Below are 20,032 nucleotides of genomic sequence, written 5' to 3' on the forward strand. Positions count from 1 at the left end.
CTTGTCTGATGCCCGGCTGCGGCGTTTCCATGAGCGGATGTCACCCCGCTGCGTCGTCCCGGTGGCGCGCCCGGCGACAGCCCCCTTGTAATGGCGGGGTAAAGGCGTGTCGCGCTTCGGGGGTGCAGGAGCGGCCGCACCCCTGCCATGGAGCCCAGCATGACCACCCGCTCTTCACCATCCCAGACGAACCAGGCCGTCATCGACTTCACCGACGAGATCCACTGGTCCGGGCCGCCCGGCGGCATGGCGGGACGCGGCGACGGCGAGTGCGCGGCCGGTGATCCGGTCGGCGGCCTCGTCCGGGCCGCGGTCGACGACCGGCCTCTGGAGGAGGTCCTCCGGCTCGTCACCCTGCTGGAGGGATCGCCCGAGCACACCGAGGCCGTCCGGCACGCCCTGCGCGCCGTCGCCCTGCACCGGCCCGTGGAGGACGTCGCCCGCCTGGTCGCGGAGCTGACCCGGCCGCCGCGGCCGGCCGACGGCGCCGACGAAACGATCCGCGCCGCGGTCGGCGGCCGCTGCGTGGAGGACGTCACCCGGCTGGTGGTGCTGCTGCACCGGCCGCCGCAACTGCCGCACTGCGGCCGGGCGGCGATCCGCGCGGCCGCGGCGGGCCGCACGGTCGAGGATCTCGTGGAGCTGATCGGTCGGCTGGCACGGGAGCGGTCCGACGAACCGTACGACGAACCGGGTGCGACGCCCGGCGTGGCCGCGGGCGAGGAGCAGACGGCCGCCGGCGAGCCCGGCGAGCGGCCCGCAAGGCCCGCCTTCTGGCCCAGCTGGATCGCCGCGGCGGCCCTCGTGGTGTGCGGCGCGGCCTACTTCCCGCTGCGCTGGCAGGGGGTCCCCCTGCTCGTCTGCCTCCTCGCCCTGACCGTGTCGGGGCTGTGCGGGCTGCTGGCCGTGTTGCTGGCCCTGCGCGCCGGAGTGGCGGCCCTGGTGGCGGGAGCGGTCGTCCCGGCGGTGCTGGCCGGAGTCGGCTATGTCCAGGGCAGGTTCGCCCCGGCGCAGGTCTCCCGAGCCCTGGCGATCACGGTGGCACCACCGCTGAGCGCCGGACTCACCGCGGTGTGCGCGTCGCTGGCCAGTCTGGCCGCGCTCTCGCTGCTGCTCATGGTGCAGGCGGCCGAGCGACATCCGCCGCCCCGGCCGGCCGGACTGGGCTCACGGGCCGTCAACCCGCCTGCCCCGTGAACCCCTTGCCCGGTGCCGGGAAGGGCTCGTTCGGAAACGAACACCCGTGGCCCGGCGGACGGCGCCGCCCGCGAGGGAGCCGCTCCGCCGCGGCGCGTCCGGGCGGCCTCCCGGACGTGCCGCCGCGCGGACCGCGTGTCCGCGCCGCGGCGCCCGGCGGGTCCGGGCATCCGTGCCGCTGTGGACCGGGTTCAGTCCCCGGTCCGCGGCTTCGAGCCTCCGGCCGGTGGGGACGTGCCGGCGTCCCCACCGGCCGGAGATCCGCCGTCGTCGTCGGGGGCCGCACCGGCCTTCGGCCGCCGCTCGGGCGTGGCGCCCGGGCGCAGCGACAGGGCGGAGCCCTTCAGACGTCCCAGTCCGCGTGCCAGCTGCTGGAAGGGGGACCCCGCGGCCGTACGGGCCTGCTTCCCGGCGGTCAGCGTGCCCCCGGCCTCCGACTCCCGGTACACGGCGAGGGCCTCGTGGGCGCGCTCGGCGGCCTCCCGGTACAGGTCCCGGGACTTCGTCATCGCCTCCAGGGCCTCGGAGTACATGGTGACGAGCTCGCGCGCCCGGGCGAGTTCTTCCTCCGGGGTCAGTAGCTGCCACTCCTCGCGCAGCGCGGTGAGGGCCCGGTCGGCGCCGTTCGGCAGGGGCCTGGGCAGCGCGGCGAAACGCTTGACGGCGTCGATGAGTTCGGTGGGTTCCGTGCCGTCCAGGAAGACGCTGCGCACCGAGAAGTCCTGGGCGTCGTAGCCGGGTGGCGGCGGACTGCCCGGCAGGACCAGGGCGCCGCCGCGGGGCAACCGGACGCCGAAGTCGTCCAGCACCCAGTTCACGGCCCTGAACCGGTGCGGCGCGGCCCGGTGCTCCACCACCCGGTGCCGCAGGCCCTCGGGCAGCACCCGCACCACCGCCGCCCGGCCGCGCTCGTCGGGCGTCATGGCCTCGTGGACGACGACGTGCAGGGTCCAGGTGTCCCGCGCCGCGTGCCGCAGTACCCGCCGGAGCTCCTTGTCGTCGTCCGGGAGGGGAGTGACCTCCCCGAGCCGCAGCCCGGTGACGGCCTCGTACTCCCAGCCGGCGTCGGGGCCCTGCGGCCAGAACATGGTCGCGGGGGAGGGCCACCGCGGGTCCCACGGCTGCTCCGCCTCCGCCATCAGCACCCACTCGCGCCCCAGTCCGGAACCGGAGCCGGCGAGGGGCGACAGGGCGAGCCGGGCCCGCACGGTCACCTCGCCGGGCACCAGCCAGCGGGCCTCGAAGACCTTCTCGCCGCCGGGGCCGCTGGGCTCCGGTTCGAGGTGGTCGTGGATGACGTCGTCGGCCTTGAGCCGCTTCAGGTGGCGCCGCACGACGTCCTCCGCGGCGGGCCCGGTGTGGCGGCCGCGGGCCGGCCACACCGTGGGCGGGGTCGCGGGGCGGGGGGAGGGAGAGTTCGACATGAGCCAATCTGAGAGCGAGGACGGCGGGTGCGTTCAGTATCGCCAAGCCGGATCATGCCCGGTCGTGCGGGGTCGGCGCCCGTCCCGCCGTGGCGGCGGGGCCGGTCGCCCACGGCCGTGCGCGTGCCGTGGCGGGGCGTTCTCCGTGGTCAGCCGGTCTGGGCGAAGGCCCGGCCGGCCGGCCGGTGACGTCCACGGCGAGTACCCGGAGGGCGGCGGCACGGCGTTGACGCGGGCGCCGGAGCCGGGATCTCCGGCCGGGCCGACGTCCTCCTGCCGCAGGGCCCCGGCCCACGGCCGTCCGGCTCACGGTCCGTCACCTCTCCTTGCGAGACGTCACCCGTGCCGCCTTCCCCGTTCGGAGCATGTCACCCCCTGTGAGACTGACAGTCCTACTGCATTCGGCCTGCATTCGGCGGTGGAACGGTGTTCTGCGGCGCCCGGGACCCTCACCGTGGGAACGCCCGTGTTCTTCGAGCGACAGGAGTTCTCCATGAGGATCAGAATGACGGCTGCCGCGACCCTGGCCGGTGCGGCCCTGATGACGTGCGCGGGAACCGCCGCGGCCGACGCCGACGCGACCGGTACCGCCCTCAACAGCCCGGGGGTGCTCTCCGGCAACGTCATCCAGGTCCCCATCGACCTCGGCCTCAACCTGTGCGGCAACTCGGTCAACCTGATCGGCCTGCTCAACCCCGCCGCCGGGAACGCGTGCGCGAACAGCTAGGGCGACCCCTGGCGGGGCGGTGCGCGTCCGGCGCACCGCTTCCCGTTCCGGCTCCACACGCCGTCCGCCGGGCGGTCCCTGCCCGGCGGACGGCGGACGGCGGGCAGGCTGGCGTGCGGACTACGCGCCGCTCGCGCGGAGCATGTCCTCGCGTTCGACGATCTTCACGCGCTCGCGGCCCTGCGGTTCGCCCAGGGCCTTCTCCGCGGCGTCCAGCCGGTACCAGCCCTCCCAGGTGGTGAAGCGGACGTTCCGCTCGGCGAGGAAGGCGTCGACGGCCTCGGGGGCGGGCGAGGCGGGGGTGTCCAGGCGCCCGTTCGCGAAGTCGTCCAGCAGGTTGGCGACCGTCTCGTTGGCGTCGCCCTTGGTGTGGCCGATGAGGCCCACGGGGCCGCGCCGGATCCACCCGGTGACGTACAGGGACCGCACGTGCTCGCCGGACTCGGCGACGATCCGGCCGCCCTCGTCCGGGACCGTGCCCGACTCCAGGTCCCAGGGCAGCTTGGGCAGCTTGTCGGAGAGGTAGCCCACGGCCCGGTACACGGCCGTGACGTCCCAGTCCTTGAAGGTGCCGGTGCCCTTGACGTTGCCGGTGCCGTCGAGCGCGGTGCGCTCGGTGCGCAGGCCGACGACCCTGCCGTCCTCGCCGAGGACCTCGGCCGGGGACTCGAAGAAGTGCAGGAACAGCTTGTGCGGCCGGTCGCCGGCGTCGCGGATCGCCCAGTTCTCCAGCGTCTTGGCGACCATGTCGGCCTGCTTGTTGCCGCGCCGGGTCGCGATGGAGCCCTCGTCGTAGTCGATGTCCTCGGGGTCGACGATGACCTCGATCGACGGGGAGTGGTCCAGCTCCCGCAGCTCCATCGGGCTGAACTTCGCCTGCGCCGGGCCCCGGCGGCCGAACACGTGGATCTCCACCGCCTCGTTGGCCTTCAGGCCCTCGTGCACGTTCGGCGGTATCTCGGTCGGCAGCAGCTCGTCGGCCGTCTTGGCCAGGATGCGGGCCACGTCGAGGGCGACGTTGCCGACCCCGAGCACGGCGACCTTCCGCGCCGTCAGCGGCCAGGTGCGCGGCACGTCCGGGTGCCCGTCGTACCAGGAGACGAAGTCCGCGGCGCCGTACGAGCCCTCCAGCTCGATGCCGGGTATGGGCAGCACCCGGTCGGCCGTCGCGCCGGTGGAGAAGATCACGGCGTCGTAGAACGCGCGCAGGTCGTCCAGGCTGATGTCGCCCGGGTAGTCGACGTTGCCGAAGAGCCGTATCTGCGGCTTGTCGAGCACCTGGTGGAGGGCCGTGACGATGCCCTTGATGCGCGGGTGGTCAGGGGCGACTCCGTAGCGGATCAGGCCGAACGGGGCCGGCATGCGCTCGAAGAGGTCGATGGACACGCCCGGCTCGGTGGCCACGTCGGACTTGAGGAGGGCGTCGGCGGCGTAGATCCCGGCGGGGCCGGCTCCGACGATGGCTACCCGCAGGGGGCGGGGCATGATCAGGTTCCCTTCGAGCGAGGACGGTCGACTCGTCGGCAACCTTAAACTAAGGCAAACCTAAGTTGGTACGCGGGTCCGGTCTATGGGCCCATAAGGTCGATTTATGGCTTGCCCGACGGCAGGACGGCACGGCGCCGGTCGGGCATGGTGGACCTGTGATCGGGTTGGCTGCGTGCTTCGCCGTCATGGGGGCCGCCAGCAACGCCATGGGCACGGCCTTCCAGCGCAAGGCGGCCTCCACCGTCGCGCGCGGCGGCGGACTGCGCCTGCTGCTCGCCCTGGCGCGCCGCCCCGCCTGGCTGGCGGGCATCGGCGGGGTGATGGGGGCCGCCCTGTTCCAGGCCCTCGCGCTGGTGAACGGCCCGATGGCGCTCGTGCAGCCCCTGTTCATCCTGGAACTGCCCTTCGCCCTGCTCATCGCCGCTCCCCTGATGCACCGCAGGCTGCCCCGCGCGGGCTGGTGGGGTGTGGCGGGCATGGTCGGCGGCCTCACGCTGGTCCTGGTCTCGGCCGCGCCCTCCGGGGCCCGGGACCAGGCGTCCATGATGCGGTGGGTCCCGGCCCTGGCGGTGTGTCTGGGGGCGATGGCGGCGGCGGTGGTCCTCGCCCGGCCGGGACGCCCCTCCCTGTTCCGCGCCGCCGTGCTGGCCGCGGCCGCCGCCATCGGCAACGCCCTGACCGCCGCCCTGCTGAAGTCGGCGGCCGGCACCCTGGACAGCTCCGGCCTCGCGGTCTTCCTCACCACCTGGCAGACGTACGGTTTCGCCCTCACCGGGGTCGGTGCCCTGTTGCTCCTGGAGAACTCGCTCCAGGCGGGCTCGCTGGCCGCCTCCCAGCCGGCGCTGACGCTCGGCGACGCGACGGTGAGCCTGCTGCTGGGCGTCACGCTCTTCGGCGAGCAGATCCGCACGGGCTGGTGGCTCCTGCCGGAGCTGATCGGTGCCGGCCTGATCCTGTGGGGCGTCCTGCGCCTCATCCACGTGGTCCCGCACGCCCAGCAGACCCTGGCCGGCGACGGCCGGGCGGCCGGCGGTCCCGTCGGCCGCCCCGCCCCACCGGAGCGCGCGTCCGGGTCCTGAGGTCCGGTCGGGGCCGTGGTTCAGCGGGTGGTCAGCAGGCCCTGCCGCAGCCGGCCCAGCAGCCGGTTGAGCAGGCGGGACACATGCATCTGGGAGATGCCCAGGTGCTCCCCGATCTGTGCCTGGGTGAGTTCCTCGACGAACCGCATGTGGATGATCAGCCGGTCCCGCTCGTCGAGTTCCGCGAGCAGCGGAGCCAGGCTGTGGATGTCCTCCACGAGTTCCAGGCCGGTGTCCTCGGCGCCGATGAAGTCGGCGAGGACGTTCTCCCCCTCCTCGCTGCCGCTGACGGCGGCGTCCAGGGAGGCGGAGGTGTAGCCGTTGGAGGCCACCATCGCGTCGACGACCTCCTGCTCGGGCAGGTTCATCAGCTCCGCGAGCTCCGCGGTCGTGGGCTTGCGACCCAGCCGGCTGCCGAGCTCCTCGGTGGCCTTGGCCAGCTCGACGCGGGCCTCCTGCAACCGGCGCGGGACGTGCACGGCCCAGGAGGTGTCGCGGAAGAAACGCTTGATCTCACCGACGATGTACGGCACGGCGAAGGACGTGAACTCCACCTCGCGGGCGAGCTCGAACCGGTCGATCGCCTTGATCAGCCCGATCATGCCGACCTGGACGATGTCCTCCATCTCCTGCTGGCCCCGGCTGCGGAAGCGGCCGGCCGCGTAGCGGACGAGGGACATGTTCATCTCGATCAGCGTGTTGCGGGCGTACTGGTGCTCGGGCGTGCCCTCCTCCAGCTTCGCCAGCCGGTCGAAGAACAGGCGCGACAGGGCCCGCGCGTCGGTGGGTGCGACCTTTGAGGGGTCGGCCACCTCCGGCAGCTCCGTACGAGCCCGAGTCGCCTTCGCCTCCGTGGTCACCGCCATCATGCGGCCCTCCCTCTCAGCCGGAACATCTTCGGTACGCGTCCACCTTGTTGATCAAGGCGGACGCCGCAGCGCCTACCCCCGTGCGTAAACCTCACACCCATATATTTCCCCCTCTCACGCCGGCGCGCCTGCCGAGCCGGGGTGGGAGGGACCGCCCGGTGGGGTGGTGCCGCCCAGGTGCGGCACGGCCGGGCCGGCTCACGGGAAGCGCCGGGCGATCTCCTCCGGACCGTCGAGGAGGAGCGTGCCGCCCGGGACGTACAGCCGCTGGGCCGGCGACGGGTTTGAACCCTCGGATCGCGTCAACGGGCACTGTATGGCCCAGCCGTGTGGAACGCGCGCTCAGCCTGCCGCCGGGCAGCGAACGCGACGCCGCGGTCCACCACGCCCGCCAGGCGGTCAGGCGGGTCCGCCGCGCCGCCGGGGCGGCCCGCCCGGCACTGGGCGACGCGGCCGCGCACCTGGGCCGACGGGCCGAGCCAGTGCGGCCGTATTCGACGGCGACCGGCGGGGAACGCGGCCGGAGCGCGCCGATTCCGACCGCCGGTGCGTGCTTCGGCGGCGACCGGGAGGAGCCTTCGCGAACGAGGAGCCTTCGTGAACAGGGACGCGCGGGCAGGCGGACGCACCGGCGACACGGCGGGACTCGATCCGAGGCGCTGGAAGGCCCTGTGGGTCACGCTCGCCACCGGATTCATGAGCCTGCTCGACGTCACGATCGTGGCCGTGGCGCTGCCGTCGATGCAGCGGGACCTGAGCGCTTCGGCGGCCGCCGTGCAGTGGGTCGTCTCCGGCTACGCCCTGTCGTTCGCCCTCGCCCTGGTCCCGGCGGGCCGGCTCGGCGACGCGATGGGACGGCGCAGGATCTTCCTGTGGTCCCTGGCCGGTTTCGTGGTCTGCAGCGCGGGAGCGGGCGCCGCGCCCACGATCGCCTGGCTCGTCGTGGCCCGGATCGCGCAGGGCGCCTGCGCGGGCTGCCTCGCCCCGCAGAACTCGGCGCTGATCCAGCAGATGTTCCGCGGGGCCGAGCGAGGCCGCGCCTTCGGTCTCTTCGGCGCCACGGTGGGCATCTCCAGCGCGGTGGGACCCGTCACCGGAGGCCTGATCCTGGCCCTGGCGCACGGCACCCAGGGATGGCGCTGGATCTTCTACGTCAACGTGCCGATCGGCGCGGTCGCGCTGCTGCTGGGCCTTCGGCTGCTGCCCCGCGTGGCGCGCGGCCGCCGGGAGAGCCTGGACCTGCCTGGCGTGGTCCTGCTGGGCGCCGGGGTGCTGGGCCTGATGCTGCCCCTGGTGTTCGCCGACAGCGGGGGACTGCGCCGGCTGTGGTGGCTGTTCCCGGTGGGCCTGGCGCTCCTGGCGGCCTTCGCCCGCTGGGAGGGGTGGGTCGCGGCGCGCGACGGCCGGCCGCTGCTGGATCCACGGCTGCTGACCTGCACGCGCGGCTACGCGGCGGGCACGTCGCTGGGCGCGCTGTACTTCGTGGGGTTCAGCGGGGTGTGGCTGGTGTTCGCCCTGTTCTTCCAGGACGGCCTCGGCTACGAGCCGTTGGACTCCGGTCTCGCGGTGACCCCGTTCGCCATCGGATCGGCGGCCGCGGCGGTGGTCTCGGGCCGGCTGGTGGAGCGGTTCGGGCGGCTGCTGACCCTCTGGGGGCTCGTCACCGTCGTCGTCGGGCTGGGGGCCACCGCGCTGATCCTGCGGTCGGCTCCGCCGGGCGCCGAGGCGTGGTGGGCCGCGCCCGCCCTGTTCGTGGGCGGCGTGGGCAGCGGCTGTGTCATCTCCCCGAACGTGACCATGACACTGAGTGACGTGCCGGTGCGGATGGCCGGGGCCGCGGGCGGCGCCCTGCAGACCGGACAGCGGCTCGGGGGCGCCGTGGGCACGGCGGCCCTGCCGGGCCTTTACTACATGGTGCTCGCGGCGAACGGCAAGAACTACCACGATGCCGTCGCCCTCGCCGTGGGCTGCGCCCTCGTGGCCCTGCTGGGGGCCCTGGCCCTCGCCGTCCTCGACCTCCACCACGACCGGCACCCCCGCGGCCGGCGCGATGCGCGCCGGGTCCGAACCGAGCACACCCGTGCGGGCCACGGCTGACCAAGGCCGGTCACTCGTCGTGATCGGTAGCGTGATCGGGAGGTTTGGCCGCCGCCCCGCCGAGCACCCGGAACATGACACCGACAGCGATGTGCTTGGAGTGAGCGACAGTGGCTGGTGACCAGAAGGGCAAGGCCAAGAAGGAACAGATGAAGGGCAAGGCCAAGGAGACGGTCGGCCGCGCGGTGGGCAACGAGAGGATGACCGCCGAGGGGCAGGCCGAGAAGGCCAAGGGCAACGCCCGTCAGGCCAAGGAGAAGACGAAGGACGTCTTCAAGGGTTGACCCCGGACGGCGAGGACGACGATCCGAGCGTCCTCGGACGCCCCCGGAGTGTCCTCGGATTCGGCCGAATTCGGAGACTGCCCTCGGACGACCCGAGCGCCCTCAGCGGGACCCCTGCTCGTCGAGCGAGGGTCCCGCCGGCGTCTTCCCGGCCAGTGGGGCCGGTCGCCGGACCCCTTCGTCGGGCAGCCGGTGACGGCCGCGCAGTGCCGAGGCCACGGCGGAGACGAGGGCCATCGCGGCGGCGACGCCGAAGACGATGGTCAGACCGTGGTGGAAGGGCCCGGAGACCAGCTGCGGAAAGAACGTGTGCCCGGTCAGGGCCTCCTGCTGCGCCGCGGGCAGCCGGTCGAGCGTTCCGCTCGGCCCGAGCAGGTGCTGTACGGGGTTGTCGCCGAGGAACGTGGCGAACAGCGTGCTCACCGGCGGCAGCGAGGCGGCGTGCTCGGCCGCGGCCGCCGGAACGCCGTGCGCCCGCAGCCCGTCGCTCAGTGCCGACGGCAGGGAGGACGCGAGCCCCGAGATCATCAGGGAGAAGAACACGCCGATGGACAGGGCGGTGCCGGAGTTCTGGAAGGTGGAGCGCATGCCCGAGGCCACGCCCCGGTACTCCGGAGGCACGCTGCCCATGATCGACGATGTGTTGGGCGCCGAGAACATGCCCTGGCCGAAGCCGCTGACCAGCAGCAGCACCGCGAACGGCCCGTAGGCGAAGTCCACCGGCAGGGCCAGCAGACCGAGGAAGGACGCGGTCACCAGCAGCAGGCCGGTCGTGGAGAACAGCCGGGCGCCGAACCGGTCGGAGAGATAGCCGGAGAGGGGACCGGCGAGCAGGAACCCCAGGGTCAGCGGGAGCATGAACATGCCCGCCCACAGCGGGGTGTCCTCGAAGTCGTAGCCGTGCAGGGGCAGCCAGATGCCCTGGAGCCAGATGATGAGCATGAACTGGAGCCCGCCGCGCGCGATCGCGGTGAGCAGCGCGGCCAGGTTGCCCGCGGCGAACGCCCGCATCCGGAACAGCGCGAGGTGGAACATGGGCTCGGCCACGCGTGTCTCGATGAAGCAGAACAGGATCAGCAGGAAGCAGCCGCCCACCAGTCCGGCGAGGACCCACGGGTTGCCCCAGCCGGTGGCGTTCCCGCCGTAGGGCTGGATGCCGTAGGTGATCGCGGCGAGCAGGAACCCGGCACCCGCAGCGAAGGTGAGGTTGCCCGGCCAGTCCACGCGGCCGCGCCGTCCTGGGGCCGTCTCCCGCAGGCTCAGATAGGACCAGATGGTGCCGCCCACGCTGATCGGGACGCTCACCCAGAACACGGCACGCCAGTCGACGGTGGCGAGCAGCCCGCCCGCGAGCAGCCCGAGGAACTGGCCGGCCAGCGCGGTGATCTGGTTGACGCCCAGGGCCATCCCGCGCTGCCTGGCGGGGAAGGCGTCGGTGAGGATGGCGGCCGAGTTCGCGGTGAGCATCGAGCCGCCGAAGGCCTGCACCACCCGCCACAGGATCAGCCACAGCGCACCGGCCCCGGCCCTGAACGGGTCGAGGGACAGCGCGACGGAGGCGCAGGCGAAGACCAGGAACCCCAGGTTGTAGATGCGCACCCGGCCGAACATGTCGCCGAGCCGGCCGAGTACGACCACCAGCACGGCCGAGACCAGCAGGTAGCCCAGGATCATCCACAGCAGATAGCTGATGTTGCCCGGCGCGAGCGGATCGAGCCCGATGCCCCGGAAGATCGCCGGCAGCGAGATGATCACGATGGAGGCGTCCATCGTGGCGATCAGCACTCCGAGTGTGGTGTTCGACAGGGCGACCCACTTGTAGCCGGGGCCCACGGCGGCAGGCGTGCGGGGGGTCACAGCCGTTCCGCCAGCCGGTCGAGCAGGGGCAGCGCGGCGGCGAGCGTGCGCTGTTCCCGCGGTGTGAACTCCGCGATGACGTCGGCGAGCCGGCGTACGGACTCGGTGCGCCGCGCGGCCAGCATGTCGCGCCCGGCGGCGGTGACGGCCACCACGCTGCGGCGCCGGTCGACGGCGTGGGGGGAGCGTAGGACCAGGCCGCGCTGTTCGAGGGCGGCGAGGGTCGCCGCCATCGCCTGCGGCCTGACGCGTTCCAGTTCGGCCAGCGTGCCCGGCGAGTCCGGGCCGTCGGCGGCCAGCCGGGCCAGCACCGACATGCCGGACAGCGACACGTCACCCACCGCGTGCGCCTGCCGCAGCCGCCGCGTGATCCGGGCGACGGCCACGCGCAGATCGGAGGCTAGGGGAGCCGTGCCTTCCGGGGCTTCTCGGCCTTCGTGGCCTTCGTGGCTTTCCGGGCTTGCCGGGGGGCCGGCCGTGCTTTCCGGGGGGCCGGCCGTGGTGCCGGCACCGACCTGTTCGACGTCCACGTAGTAACAATAGGTTTATCAGTCTGGACTGTTGAACCAAGCGTTGGTAATCGCTGGGCCATGCACGTACATGGGACGCGGTCAGCGGCTCGCGGCCGCGGGTCCCTCGTCCCCCGAGTGGCACCGCGGGTGCGGATCAGCGGTCCCGGAAGACCTCGGCGGCCTGGAGCCTGCGCAGTTCCTCGACGATGCGCCGCTGCCGCCGGGCCCGTTCGAGCAGGTCGTCGAGCTGCTGCCGGTCCAGGCGCGTGTCGCGGTCGGCGAGCCCGCGCAGGACCTCCCAGACGCAGGCCTTGCCCTGCACGCCCATCTGCAGCAACTCCAGCTCCAGCAGGGAGGTCAGCGGAGAACGCCGCATCAGGCCGCCGTTGCTCTTCAGCCGCGCGGCCCGCTCGCCGAGGCGGCCTGCGTACACCTTGTAGCGCCGTACGGGTATCCGGAGCCGGCGCATGATCTCCAGCAGGCTCCTGCGGTCCTCGGCGATCTCGGCCGCGATCGGGCCCAGAGCCTCGCCGATCTCCGAGCCCCGGCACGCCACGGCGAGGTGGCGGGAGCGGTCCGTGCCCGCGGTGGCGCCCGCCAGGTGGTCGTTGAGATAGATCCCGAGCAGGTCGTGACCGGACTGCCCGGTGAACACCGGAAGGCGGGCCCCGGCGCGGGCGTTCTCGTTCATCGCGTGTCCTCCTCGTCGCGGGAGCCGCGGCCTTTCGCCGGTCAGTCGCGGCTCTCGCCGTTCATGCGCCGTTCCGGGCGGGCAGCTTGGCGCGCAGGCCGCCGACCGCGGCGGCCGGGCGTGCGGTGGCCCGTACCGAGCGGCGCACCAGGCGCGCCTCGCGCCGCAGCTCGTGGGCCGTGTGGCGGCCGCGCCACAGCAGGGACGGCGCGCCGCCGGTGTCGTCGGCCGCGATCAGCAGACCGCCCAGCATGGACAGGTTCTTCAGGAAGTGGATGCGCTGCTGGACGCGCCCGGCGTCGTCCTCCGCCTCCCAGAAGCGGTGTCCGGCCAGGGTCGTCGGCACCAGCGTCGCGGCCAGGGCCACGGCCGACAGCCGCGGAAACCGCCCCAGGCCCAGCAGCACGCCCGCCACGACCTGGACGCCGCCGCTGAGCCGCACGACCTGCTCGGTGCGGTCCGGCAGCACCGCCACCCGCTCGGTGATCGGCCGTACGACGGGTTCGGCGACCGCCACCACCGCCTCGGGACTGCGGAGGGAGTTTATGCCTCCGGCGACGAACATGGAGGCGAGCAGAGGACGCCCGGTCACGCGCAGCAGACTCATGATCCTCTCCCAGGGGTGTGAGGGGGTGAGGGGGTGAGGGGAGTGACAGGTGTATGCGGCGTCAGCCGGGTTCCCGGGCGACGCGAGGACAATCGGGCCGGGCGTGATCCGCACCCGCTCGGCGGTGTGCCGGCGCCCGGCGCGGGAACCCGGCGGCGGTCCAGCGGTACGACCCGCAACGCCACCAGCAAGGAGCCCTGTCATGGGACACGGCGGAGACGTCATCCGGGAACTGACCACCGACCACCGTGAAGTGGAGGAGATCTTCGCGCAGATGGAGGCCCTCCCGACGGGGCACGCGCGGCGCAAGGACCTCGCCGACCAGGCCACCATCGAACTGGTCCGCCACTCCGTGGCCGAGGAGATGTACCTGTACCCGGCGGTGCGCCACTACGTCCGGGACGGCGACGCGATCGCGGACCGGGAGATCCAGGACCACGCGGATGCCGAGCGGACCATGAAGGACCTGGAGGGCCTCGGCGCGGACGACCCGCGGTTCGACGAGCTCGTCGGCCGTCTGATGCGGGAGATCCGCGAGCACGTCACCGACGAGGAACAGAACCTCTTCCCGCTGCTGCGGGAGGCCACCGGGCCCGAGGACCTGGAACAGCTGGGCGAGAAGGTGCGCTCGGCGAAGAAGACCGCGCCGACCCGGCCGCACCCCGCCGCTCCGGACAGGCCGCCCGTGAACAAGCTCCTCGCGCCCGGTACGGGACTGGTCGACCGGATCCGGGACGCCGTCACAGGACGCGGCAGGACCGGCTGAGGACCGCCGCCGGGCCGGCAGCGCTCAGCCGGCCGGCAGCGCGCAGACCACCTCGCTCACGGGGCCGTCAGGACCGTCACCGGCCGACGGCCCCGCGGTCGTGCCCCTACGCGCCCCTGTGCCACGGGCGCACCCGGCGGACCGTGCCCGCGACCCGTACCCGAGGTCCGTACCGACGGTCCGGGTCCGCCGCACCCTCGGTCCTCGCGCCCGGTGGGCGCGAGCCATGCGGACCCCCGCCGCAGCCGCTACCTTCGACGAAGGCGCGTCGGAATCCTCGGGGGAGGGCCCGTTCACCCCCTGGGAGGCGATGTGAGCCCGCACCACGCACAGGAGCACACGGGGGACACGGAGGGCAGGGCAGACCCGGGCGCGGAGCGCGCGGAAAAGGGCTCCGGGCACGGCCCGGCCCGCAGGCAGTTCCTCGGCCTGTGCGCCGGGGCAGGACTGGGCGCGGCGGCCGTCGCCTGCGACCACACGTACGCGAACCGGCCGTCCCCCGCGACGGACCGCCGCCGCCCCGAGGCGGACCGGGACCGCCCGGGAACCCGGGACTGGCGGATCGGCTCCCTCGGCCCGCCGGACGCGGTGGCCGGCTACACCGACCGGATCAGCGTCGCCCCGGGCCAGGAGTTCGGCCTGCACGTGTCGACCACGGCGTCCTCCTTCCGCGTCTCGGCCTTCCGCGTCGGCTGGTACGGCGGCAGCCACGCCCGGCTCGTGTGGCGCTCGGCGCGGGTGCGCGGACGCGCGCAGCCGGCCGCCCGGACGCTGTCCGCCACCCGCACCGTCCGCGCCGACTGGCCGCGCACCCTGGCCTTCGGCACCGAGGACTGGCCCGAAGGCGCCTACCTGCTGCGCCTCGACGCCGACAACGGCCATCAGCGGTACGTCCCGCTCATCGTGCGTTCCACGCACGGCGCCGGCCGCACCGTACTCCTGCACGCCCCGGCGACCTGGCAGGCGTACAACCGCTGGGGCGGCTCCAGCCTGTACTCCGGCGCCTCCGGCGCGTACGCGACCCGCTCCCTGGCCGTCAGCTTCGACCGGCCCTACGACGCGAACGGCGCCGAGAAGTTCCTGGTGTACGAATGGGCGGCCGTCGTCCTCGCCGAACGCCTCGGCATAGCCCTCGCCTACACCACCGGCACCGATCTGCACCACGACCCCGGCGTCCTCCGGGGCGCCACCGCGCTCGTCTGCCTGGGCCACGACGAGTACTGGACGCCCGAGCAGCGCCGGCACGTCGCCGGGGCCCGCGACGCGGGCACCAACGTGGCCTTCCTCGGCGCCAACACCTGCTTCCGCCGGGTCCGCCTGGAAGCGGGCGGGGCGGAGGCCGGGCGCACCGTGGTCTGCTACAAGTCCTCCTACCGCGACGACCCCTGCTACCCGACCCGCCCGGCCCTGGTCACCACCGACTTCCGGCAGGCCCCGGGAGCCGACCCCGAGTCGTCCCTCACCGGGGTCCTGTACGAGGGATATCCGGTGGACGCCCCCTACGTCGTGCACGCGGCGGACCACTGGCTGTACGTGGGCACGGGTGCCCGCCCCGGCGAGAGCTTCGACCACCTGGTCGGAGTGGAGTACGACCGGGTCACCCCTGGCTCGCCCGTGCCCGAACCGCTGGAGATCACCGCGCACTCGCCGCTGGTGTGCGCCGGCGCCCGCAGCCACAGCGACTCGGCGTACTACACGGTGCCGAGCGGGGCGGGCGTCTTCGCCACCGGCACCATGCGCTGGGTGGAGGCGCTGATGGCCGGCACCCCCGAGGGGGGCCGCGACCACGGCATGGACGCCCGCACCCGGGCCTTCGTCACCCGAACCACGGAGAACCTGCTGCGCGCCTTCGCCGAGGGTCCCGCGGCCCGGCACCGGCCGGCACCCCGCCCCAACACGCGGCTGGTGTACGGGACGCCGGGGTGACCCGCTCTTTGCGGCCGTACGGGTCAGCGGGCCGCCAGGGCCGCCTCCAGGGTGGGGTAGCAGGGTATGAGCGTGTCCACGCCGACGAGTTGGAGCACGCGCAGGACCGCCTCCTGCGGTGCGGCCAGGCGCAGCCGGGTGCCGCCCGCCTGTGCGGCCTGGTGGGCGGTGATGAGGGCGTTGATGCCGCTGGAGTCCATGAAGGTCACGTCACGGAGGTCGACCACCGTGCCGGGCGCGGTCGCGGGACAGGACAGCAGGGCGTCGCGGAGATGTGCGCTGCCGTCGAGGTCGACCTCTCCGGCGAGGGCCACGACACAACTGCCGTCGTCGGCCGTGGTACGGGTGATCAGCAGCCGCTCGGGCACCGCCGGTCCCTCGGTCTCTGCCACAGTGCCCTCACTTCTCGTGAACATCTGGCCATGGACAGGACGATGTTGGCCGTGATGTCAGGGCTTTGTGAAGCCCATGGTGAGCGGGCGTTCGTGAAGCCCGGCGGGCATCGCCCCTCCCCGGCCTGGCGCACCACCCCTCACCTCGGTAAAGAATCCGCTCCGGCAGTCCTGGCGCAGCGGGTCGCTACCCGCCGATGCCTGCCCGCGATGCTGGGATGAATCCGGCAGAGCGGGAGAAAAACGGTAGAAAACGGGAGAAAGGGGCCGCAATGGAAGGTGAGTTGGTGTCGGACCCCGGGAGTGCCGCGACGGATCGCTTCGCACTGGCCCGGCGGGCGGTCGCCGCGATCGGTACGACCCTCGACGACCGCAGGACGGCGGCCGAACTCGCCGCCTTCCTGGTCGACGAGCTGTGCGACTCCGCGACCGTCGATCTCTACGGCCCGCAGGAGGGCCACCGCGAACCGGGCGAGTCCCTGCGTTCCGCCGCCGTGGCCGGGCGGCGCGACCTCCTCGACAGCCTGGAGAAGGCCCCGCGCGACCAGGTCTCCGTCCGCGCCCTGGACGCGGGCCACCCGATCACGGCCTCGTCCACCCACGGCGGCCCGGCCCTGGCGACCCTCTCGGTGCCGCTGCTGGCCTGGGACCGGGTCTACGGGGTCGTGCTCGTCCTGCGGGCCGGCCGTCCCTTCGACGACCACGAGACGGCGGCCGTCCACTACGCGGCACGGCTGGCCGCCGCGCACATGCGGCACGCGGAGGAGCAGCGCGAGGCCGGGCCGAGGGTGTGGGACCTGCGGAAGGTGCTGCCGGCCGACCCGGAGCGCACGCACCCCGGCGTGGAACTGGCGGCCCGTCACGTGCCCTGCGGCACGGGCGGGCGTGTGGGCGGCGACTGGTGCGAGACGCTGCACCTGCATTCCGGCCGCGTCCTGCTGGTCGTCGGTGACGTCATGGGCCACGGCCTGGACGCGGCGGTCGACATGAACGCCTACCGCTCGACGCTGCGGTGCGTCGCCTCCACCGACCTCGCGCCGCACGGCATCCTGCGCCGGCTGGACGCCATGATGTCCGCGGAGAGCGGCCGCCGCCCGGCGACCTGCCTGCTGGCCCTGCTGGACCCGGCGGACGGAACGGCCCTGCTCGCGAGCGCGGGGCACCTGCCGCCGGTCCTCTTCCGCCAGGACGGCACGGCCGGGCCCGTAGCGCTGCGGGTCGGGCCCCCGATCGGCACCGGCCCCGGCACCGGGCTCGCCGCCCACGAGGCGACGAGGCTGCCCCTCGCGCCGGACGACACCCTGGTCATGTTCACCTACGGGTTGATCGAGCGGCGCGGCGAGGACATCGACACCTCGCTCGCCCGGCTCTCGGGCCTGCGGACGGGGCCCGGTACGGAAGCCGGCGCACTCCTGGACGGCATCCTCGGCGCATTCCCGTGCGCCCCCGGATCCGGCCAGTCGGACGACGACGTCGCGGTGCTCGCGGCCCGCCTGCGCCCTCGGCCGTGAGGGGCCGTGTGGGCTGCCCGGCGTCCGAATGATCCGTCGTGCACGCGGAGAGATGATGACGTTGCCTCGCTGTCCGGCGGGCAGCTGCCAAGAGCATGTCAGCGCTACTGGCGGACCACCAGGCTTCAGGCTCCCTTCTGAGCAGGGCCCGAGCTGGGCCCTGAGCAGGGCCTGAGCTGGGCCGATCAACCTGCCGCCGCCGTGAGCGCGGTCCCCCGGCCGCCGCGCTCGCGGCGGTCGACAGGTCAGGACAGCGCCAGCATGAGCGCGGCCGCCACGGTGAGTGCCGCCAGCGGCAGCATGACCAGGCGTGCGCGTTCCCACCAGACCGTCCGGCCGTCGCCGCTCCGGAGCCAGGGGCGATCGACGCGGAGCCCGGCGTCCGGAACGGTGAGGGCCCGGCCGGAGCCGAGCAGCGAGCGGCACCAGGGGCATTCGCCGTCCTCCCACGCTTCCATGCCGCGCTCAACGACACCCCCGGGGCCGGGCAACGCCCACGCCCACCATCGTGATGCCGCCGTCACCGAGCCGTGAGCAAGTGGTGCCCCGCGCGGTCCGGGCCGGGCCCCGGGGAACGGCACGGTCCCTTCTCCGTCCGGACTCACAGGCCCGGGAGCCCGCGCGGCACCGGCACCGCGGGGACCGCGGGCACGACCCGCGCCGCGACTTCCGGCGGCGGCTCCCCGGAACCGACGCCCCAAGGCCGCAGCAACGGCGTGACAGGCTCCCGCCCCGCGGACGCCACGGCCGGTGGCGGCGAGCCGGCGTCCGCGAAGGACGCCCACTGCACTTGGGACGGTTCGGGCGCGTGCCGCCCCGTGGCCCGCGGTGGCGCCAGGTCCACCGCGCGGGACGGCGAGTGGACCGGTGACTGGTTCGAGGGCCCGCCGGTCAGTTCCGCGTAGGGCTGTTCCGCGGGGAAGTGGCCGGGCGAGCGCGGCACGGCCCGAGAAGTGCTCTCCATGCCGGAGCAAACGGCGCTTGCGCCGCCTGCGTACGCCTCGTGCAGCAAGCCCTCACCACATCAGGTGAGGGACACCGCTCGAACGGCCGCTTACGCTCATGCGACAAGCAGCCCAGTGCGGCAGCCCGACGGGCCCTCCCCGGCCCCGTCAGTTCTTCCCGGGGGTCAGTTCGGCCAGCAGCAGGGTCCGGTCGTCCGTGACGTCGTCGGCGCCGTCCTGACCGGAGCCGGCCAGCAGCCTCCGGCACAGCGACGGCAGCGCGTCCGGGTGCGCGGCGTCCGGTACGTCGTCGGTCACGGCGTCCAGGGCGCCGGCGAGGCGCGAGATGCCCTGGTCGATGTCATGGGTGCGGGACTCGACCAGACCGTCGCTGTAGAGCAGCAGCAGGGTCGGCTCGGACAGGTGCAGCACGGTCGGCTCGTAGTGGCCCGTGGCCAGCCCCAGCGGGAGACCGGCGGAGGCGAGGGCGACCGGCGCCGCCGGGCGGCCGGGACCGCGGATCAGGGGCGGTGGATGGCCGGCGCCGACGAACGTGCAGGTGTGCAGTTCCGCGTCCCACTCCGCGTAGATGCAGGTGGCGAAGGAGGCGCCGGGCGTCGTGCCGGCTACGGCGTCCAGCCGGTCCATGAGTTCGGCCGGGCTGATGTCGAGCGCCGCGAGGGTGCGGACGGCGGTCCGCAGCTGGATCATGGCCACGGCGGACTCCGGCCCGTGTCCCATGGCGTCGCCCACGATCATGGCCAGTCGCCGGTCCCCCCGGGGCAGTACGTCGTACCAGTCGCCGCCGATGACGTTGTCCTGCCCGGCGGGCCGGTAGCCGTGCGCGACCCGGCAGCTCTCGAAGGACTGCCCGGTCTCCGGGAGCAGACTGCGGCGGATGGCCAGCGCCGTGCGGCGTTCGCGTTCGTAGCGGCGGGCGTTGTCGAGGGCGACGCAGGCCCGGGCGCCGAGCGACTCCACCGCCACCGCCTCGCCGCGGGTGAAGGGGTCCTTGTCCGGACCGCGTGTGCAGGCGATGAAGCCGACCGCCGCGCCGCGCAGCCTCAGCGGGACGATGAGGAACGAGGCGCTGCGCAGCAGGGCGTCCACGCCGGCGTCGTCCGGGCCGGTGCTGCGCAGCCTCTCGAAGGTGTGCCGGTCGACGCCGTCGAGCAGTTGGGTCTCTCCGGTCGCCACGGCACGCGCGTACGGCGTGTGGCGGGGGAAGACCAGCACCTCCCCGACCGGCAGCAGGTGCTCCCAGTCCTCCGAGGTGTCCGACCCTATGCGCAGGGCGAGCCGGCGCGCCTCGATCTGCGGCGGGTCGGCGGTCGTGCGCGAGTGCTCCTCCAGCAGCCAGCGCTGGAGCAGGTACACCGAGGCCGCGTCGCAGAAACCCGGTGCGAGCGCGTGCACGACATGACGGCCGGTCAGGTGCAGGTCGAGCGCGGAGCCGATGGCGTCGGCCGCGGGGGAGAAGTACGAAGTGCGGCGGAGCGGCCCTGTGGAGGGTGGACCTTCTGGCCCGCCGCGTTCTGTGTTCCGCAGGATCGTGTGCCTTCCGGGTGGGGCCGGTGGGCCGGGGGTCCGGTGGGGCGGGGACGGACAGGCCGGTCGGACCGGTCGGGCGGTACGGCGTCGTATGCCACAGGCAACTATAT

Annotated in this window: 19 protein-coding genes; 8 read left to right on the forward strand and 11 right to left on the reverse strand. The window is 73.7% G+C overall.

Annotation, left to right across the window (positions count from 1 at the left end; genetic code table 11):
- Positions 1-159: 159 nt before the first annotated feature.
- Entirely contained in the window at positions 160-1,197 is a 1,038-nt protein-coding gene (locus ACWC91_RS38180; protein ID WP_225079454.1) for a hypothetical protein, read from the forward strand.
- 191 nt (positions 1,198-1,388) lie between these two features.
- Here ACWC91_RS38180 and ACWC91_RS38185 read toward each other — a convergent pair whose 3' ends face one another.
- Entirely contained in the window at positions 1,389-2,621 is a 1,233-nt protein-coding gene (locus ACWC91_RS38185) for a hypothetical protein (protein ID WP_225079455.1), read from the reverse strand.
- A 493-nt stretch (positions 2,622-3,114) separates the two neighbouring features.
- On the opposite strand from ACWC91_RS38185, the gene ACWC91_RS38190 reads away from it, so the two are divergent.
- On the forward strand, positions 3,115-3,348 hold the full coding sequence (locus ACWC91_RS38190) for a chaplin (RefSeq protein ID WP_225079456.1): 234 nt from the start codon (positions 3,115-3,117) through the stop codon (positions 3,346-3,348).
- 120 nt (positions 3,349-3,468) lie between these two features.
- On the opposite strand, the gene ACWC91_RS38195 is transcribed toward ACWC91_RS38190, so the two are convergent.
- The gene (locus ACWC91_RS38195) at positions 3,469-4,833 is read right to left on the reverse strand and encodes an FAD-dependent oxidoreductase (RefSeq protein ID WP_450643415.1); all 1,365 of its coding nucleotides are present in this window, start codon (positions 4,831-4,833) and stop codon (positions 3,469-3,471) included.
- A gap of 158 nt (positions 4,834-4,991) precedes the next feature.
- Here ACWC91_RS38195 and ACWC91_RS38200 point away from each other — a divergent pair, with 158 nt between their 5' ends.
- Positions 4,992-5,915 carry a DMT family transporter gene (locus ACWC91_RS38200; RefSeq protein ID WP_225079458.1) on the forward strand — a complete coding sequence of 308 codons (924 nt, stop codon included), beginning with the start codon at positions 4,992-4,994 and terminating at the stop codon, positions 5,913-5,915.
- A 20-nt stretch (positions 5,916-5,935) separates the two neighbouring features.
- Here ACWC91_RS38200 and ACWC91_RS38205 read toward each other — a convergent pair whose 3' ends face one another.
- Positions 5,936-6,781: a SigB/SigF/SigG family RNA polymerase sigma factor gene (locus tag ACWC91_RS38205; protein ID WP_225079524.1), complete on the reverse strand. Its 846-nt coding sequence runs from the start codon at positions 6,779-6,781 to the stop codon at positions 5,936-5,938.
- A gap of 600 nt (positions 6,782-7,381) precedes the next feature.
- Here ACWC91_RS38205 and ACWC91_RS38210 point away from each other — a divergent pair.
- Together ACWC91_RS38210 and ACWC91_RS38215 are read left to right on the forward strand one after the other, a co-directional pair.
- Positions 7,382-8,881, forward strand: a complete 1,500-nt coding sequence (locus tag ACWC91_RS38210) for an MFS transporter (protein WP_225079459.1) — start codon at positions 7,382-7,384, stop codon at positions 8,879-8,881.
- A 110-nt stretch (positions 8,882-8,991) separates the two neighbouring features.
- On the forward strand, positions 8,992-9,165 hold the full coding sequence (locus ACWC91_RS38215; protein WP_225079460.1) for a CsbD family protein: 174 nt from the start codon (positions 8,992-8,994) through the stop codon (positions 9,163-9,165).
- Between the two features lie 102 nt (positions 9,166-9,267).
- Here ACWC91_RS38215 and ACWC91_RS38220 read toward each other — a convergent pair whose 3' ends face one another.
- The 4 genes from ACWC91_RS38220 to ACWC91_RS38235 all read right to left on the reverse strand — a co-directional run bounded on the left by ACWC91_RS38220 (position 9,268) and on the right by ACWC91_RS38235 (position 12,832).
- The gene (locus ACWC91_RS38220; RefSeq protein ID WP_450643416.1) at positions 9,268-11,022 is read right to left on the reverse strand and encodes an MFS transporter; all 1,755 of its coding nucleotides are present in this window, start codon (positions 11,020-11,022) and stop codon (positions 9,268-9,270) included.
- Positions 11,019-11,408: a MarR family winged helix-turn-helix transcriptional regulator gene (locus ACWC91_RS38225; RefSeq protein ID WP_376501184.1), complete on the reverse strand. Its 390-nt coding sequence runs from the start codon at positions 11,406-11,408 to the stop codon at positions 11,019-11,021. The genes ACWC91_RS38220 and ACWC91_RS38225 overlap by 4 nt, the downstream gene beginning before the upstream one ends.
- 280 nt (positions 11,409-11,688) lie before the next feature.
- A complete protein-coding gene (locus ACWC91_RS38230; RefSeq protein WP_225079462.1) occupies positions 11,689-12,225 on the reverse strand; it encodes a hypothetical protein in 537 nt (178 codons plus the stop codon).
- 61 nt (positions 12,226-12,286) lie between these two features.
- Positions 12,287-12,832, reverse strand: a complete 546-nt coding sequence (locus ACWC91_RS38235) for a DoxX family protein (RefSeq protein WP_376501182.1) — start codon at positions 12,830-12,832, stop codon at positions 12,287-12,289.
- Between the two features lie 202 nt (positions 12,833-13,034).
- On the opposite strand from ACWC91_RS38235, the gene ACWC91_RS38240 reads away from it, so the two are divergent.
- Together ACWC91_RS38240 and ACWC91_RS38245 are read left to right on the forward strand one after the other, a co-directional pair.
- Positions 13,035-13,598 (forward strand): hemerythrin domain-containing protein, encoded by a 564-nt coding sequence (locus tag ACWC91_RS38240; protein WP_225079464.1) that lies wholly within the window; start codon positions 13,035-13,037, stop codon positions 13,596-13,598.
- Between the two features lie 312 nt (positions 13,599-13,910).
- On the forward strand, positions 13,911-15,524 hold the full coding sequence (locus ACWC91_RS38245) for a N,N-dimethylformamidase beta subunit family domain-containing protein (RefSeq protein WP_450643417.1): 1,614 nt from the start codon (positions 13,911-13,913) through the stop codon (positions 15,522-15,524).
- Positions 15,525-15,547: 23 nt separating this feature from the next.
- On the opposite strand, the gene ACWC91_RS38250 is transcribed toward ACWC91_RS38245, so the two are convergent.
- Positions 15,548-15,916, reverse strand: coding sequence for an STAS domain-containing protein (locus ACWC91_RS38250; protein WP_450643418.1), 369 nt, complete (start codon positions 15,914-15,916; stop codon positions 15,548-15,550).
- Positions 15,917-16,203: 287 nt separating this feature from the next.
- Between ACWC91_RS38250 and ACWC91_RS38255 the strand changes: the two genes are divergently transcribed.
- A complete protein-coding gene (locus ACWC91_RS38255) occupies positions 16,204-17,427 on the forward strand; it encodes a PP2C family protein-serine/threonine phosphatase (protein WP_376501175.1) in 1,224 nt (407 codons plus the stop codon).
- 245 nt (positions 17,428-17,672) lie between these two features.
- On the opposite strand, the gene ACWC91_RS38260 is transcribed toward ACWC91_RS38255, so the two are convergent.
- From ACWC91_RS38260 to ACWC91_RS38270, 3 genes are all read right to left on the reverse strand, one after another.
- Positions 17,673-17,885, reverse strand: a complete 213-nt coding sequence (locus tag ACWC91_RS38260) for a hypothetical protein (RefSeq protein WP_225079468.1) — start codon at positions 17,883-17,885, stop codon at positions 17,673-17,675.
- A gap of 143 nt (positions 17,886-18,028) precedes the next feature.
- Complete coding sequence (locus ACWC91_RS38265; RefSeq protein ID WP_281156892.1) at positions 18,029-18,391, reverse strand: hypothetical protein; 363 nt, start codon at positions 18,389-18,391, stop codon at positions 18,029-18,031.
- 148 nt (positions 18,392-18,539) lie between these two features.
- On the reverse strand, positions 18,540-19,787 hold the full coding sequence (locus ACWC91_RS38270; RefSeq protein ID WP_450643419.1) for a PP2C family protein-serine/threonine phosphatase: 1,248 nt from the start codon (positions 19,785-19,787) through the stop codon (positions 18,540-18,542).
- Between the last annotated feature and the right edge of the window lie 245 nt (positions 19,788-20,032).

Source organism: Streptomyces sp. NPDC001204 (assembly GCF_053598035.1).

Excerpts from the sequence above, each read along its gene's own strand:
- ACWC91_RS38180 (WP_225079454.1), top strand. The coding sequence starts at position 160 with ATGACCACCCGCTCTTCACCATCCCAGACGAACCAGGCCGTCATCGAC.
- ACWC91_RS38205 (WP_225079524.1), bottom strand. The coding sequence starts at position 6,781 with ATGGCGGTGACCACGGAGGCGAAGGCGACTCGGGCTCGTACGGAGCTG.
- ACWC91_RS38195 (WP_450643415.1), bottom strand. The coding sequence starts at position 4,833 with ATGCCCCGCCCCCTGCGGGTAGCCATCGTCGGAGCCGGCCCCGCCGGG.
- ACWC91_RS38260 (WP_225079468.1), bottom strand. The coding sequence starts at position 17,885 with ATGGAAGCGTGGGAGGACGGCGAATGCCCCTGGTGCCGCTCGCTGCTC.
- ACWC91_RS38235 (WP_376501182.1), bottom strand. The coding sequence starts at position 12,832 with ATGAGTCTGCTGCGCGTGACCGGGCGTCCTCTGCTCGCCTCCATGTTC.
- ACWC91_RS38240 (WP_225079464.1), top strand. The coding sequence starts at position 13,035 with ATGGGACACGGCGGAGACGTCATCCGGGAACTGACCACCGACCACCGT.
- ACWC91_RS38265 (WP_281156892.1), bottom strand. The coding sequence starts at position 18,391 with ATGGAGAGCACTTCTCGGGCCGTGCCGCGCTCGCCCGGCCACTTCCCC.
- ACWC91_RS38230 (WP_225079462.1), bottom strand. The coding sequence starts at position 12,225 with ATGAACGAGAACGCCCGCGCCGGGGCCCGCCTTCCGGTGTTCACCGGG.
- ACWC91_RS38185 (WP_225079455.1), bottom strand. The coding sequence starts at position 2,621 with ATGTCGAACTCTCCCTCCCCCCGCCCCGCGACCCCGCCCACGGTGTGG.
- ACWC91_RS38190 (WP_225079456.1), top strand. The coding sequence starts at position 3,115 with ATGAGGATCAGAATGACGGCTGCCGCGACCCTGGCCGGTGCGGCCCTG.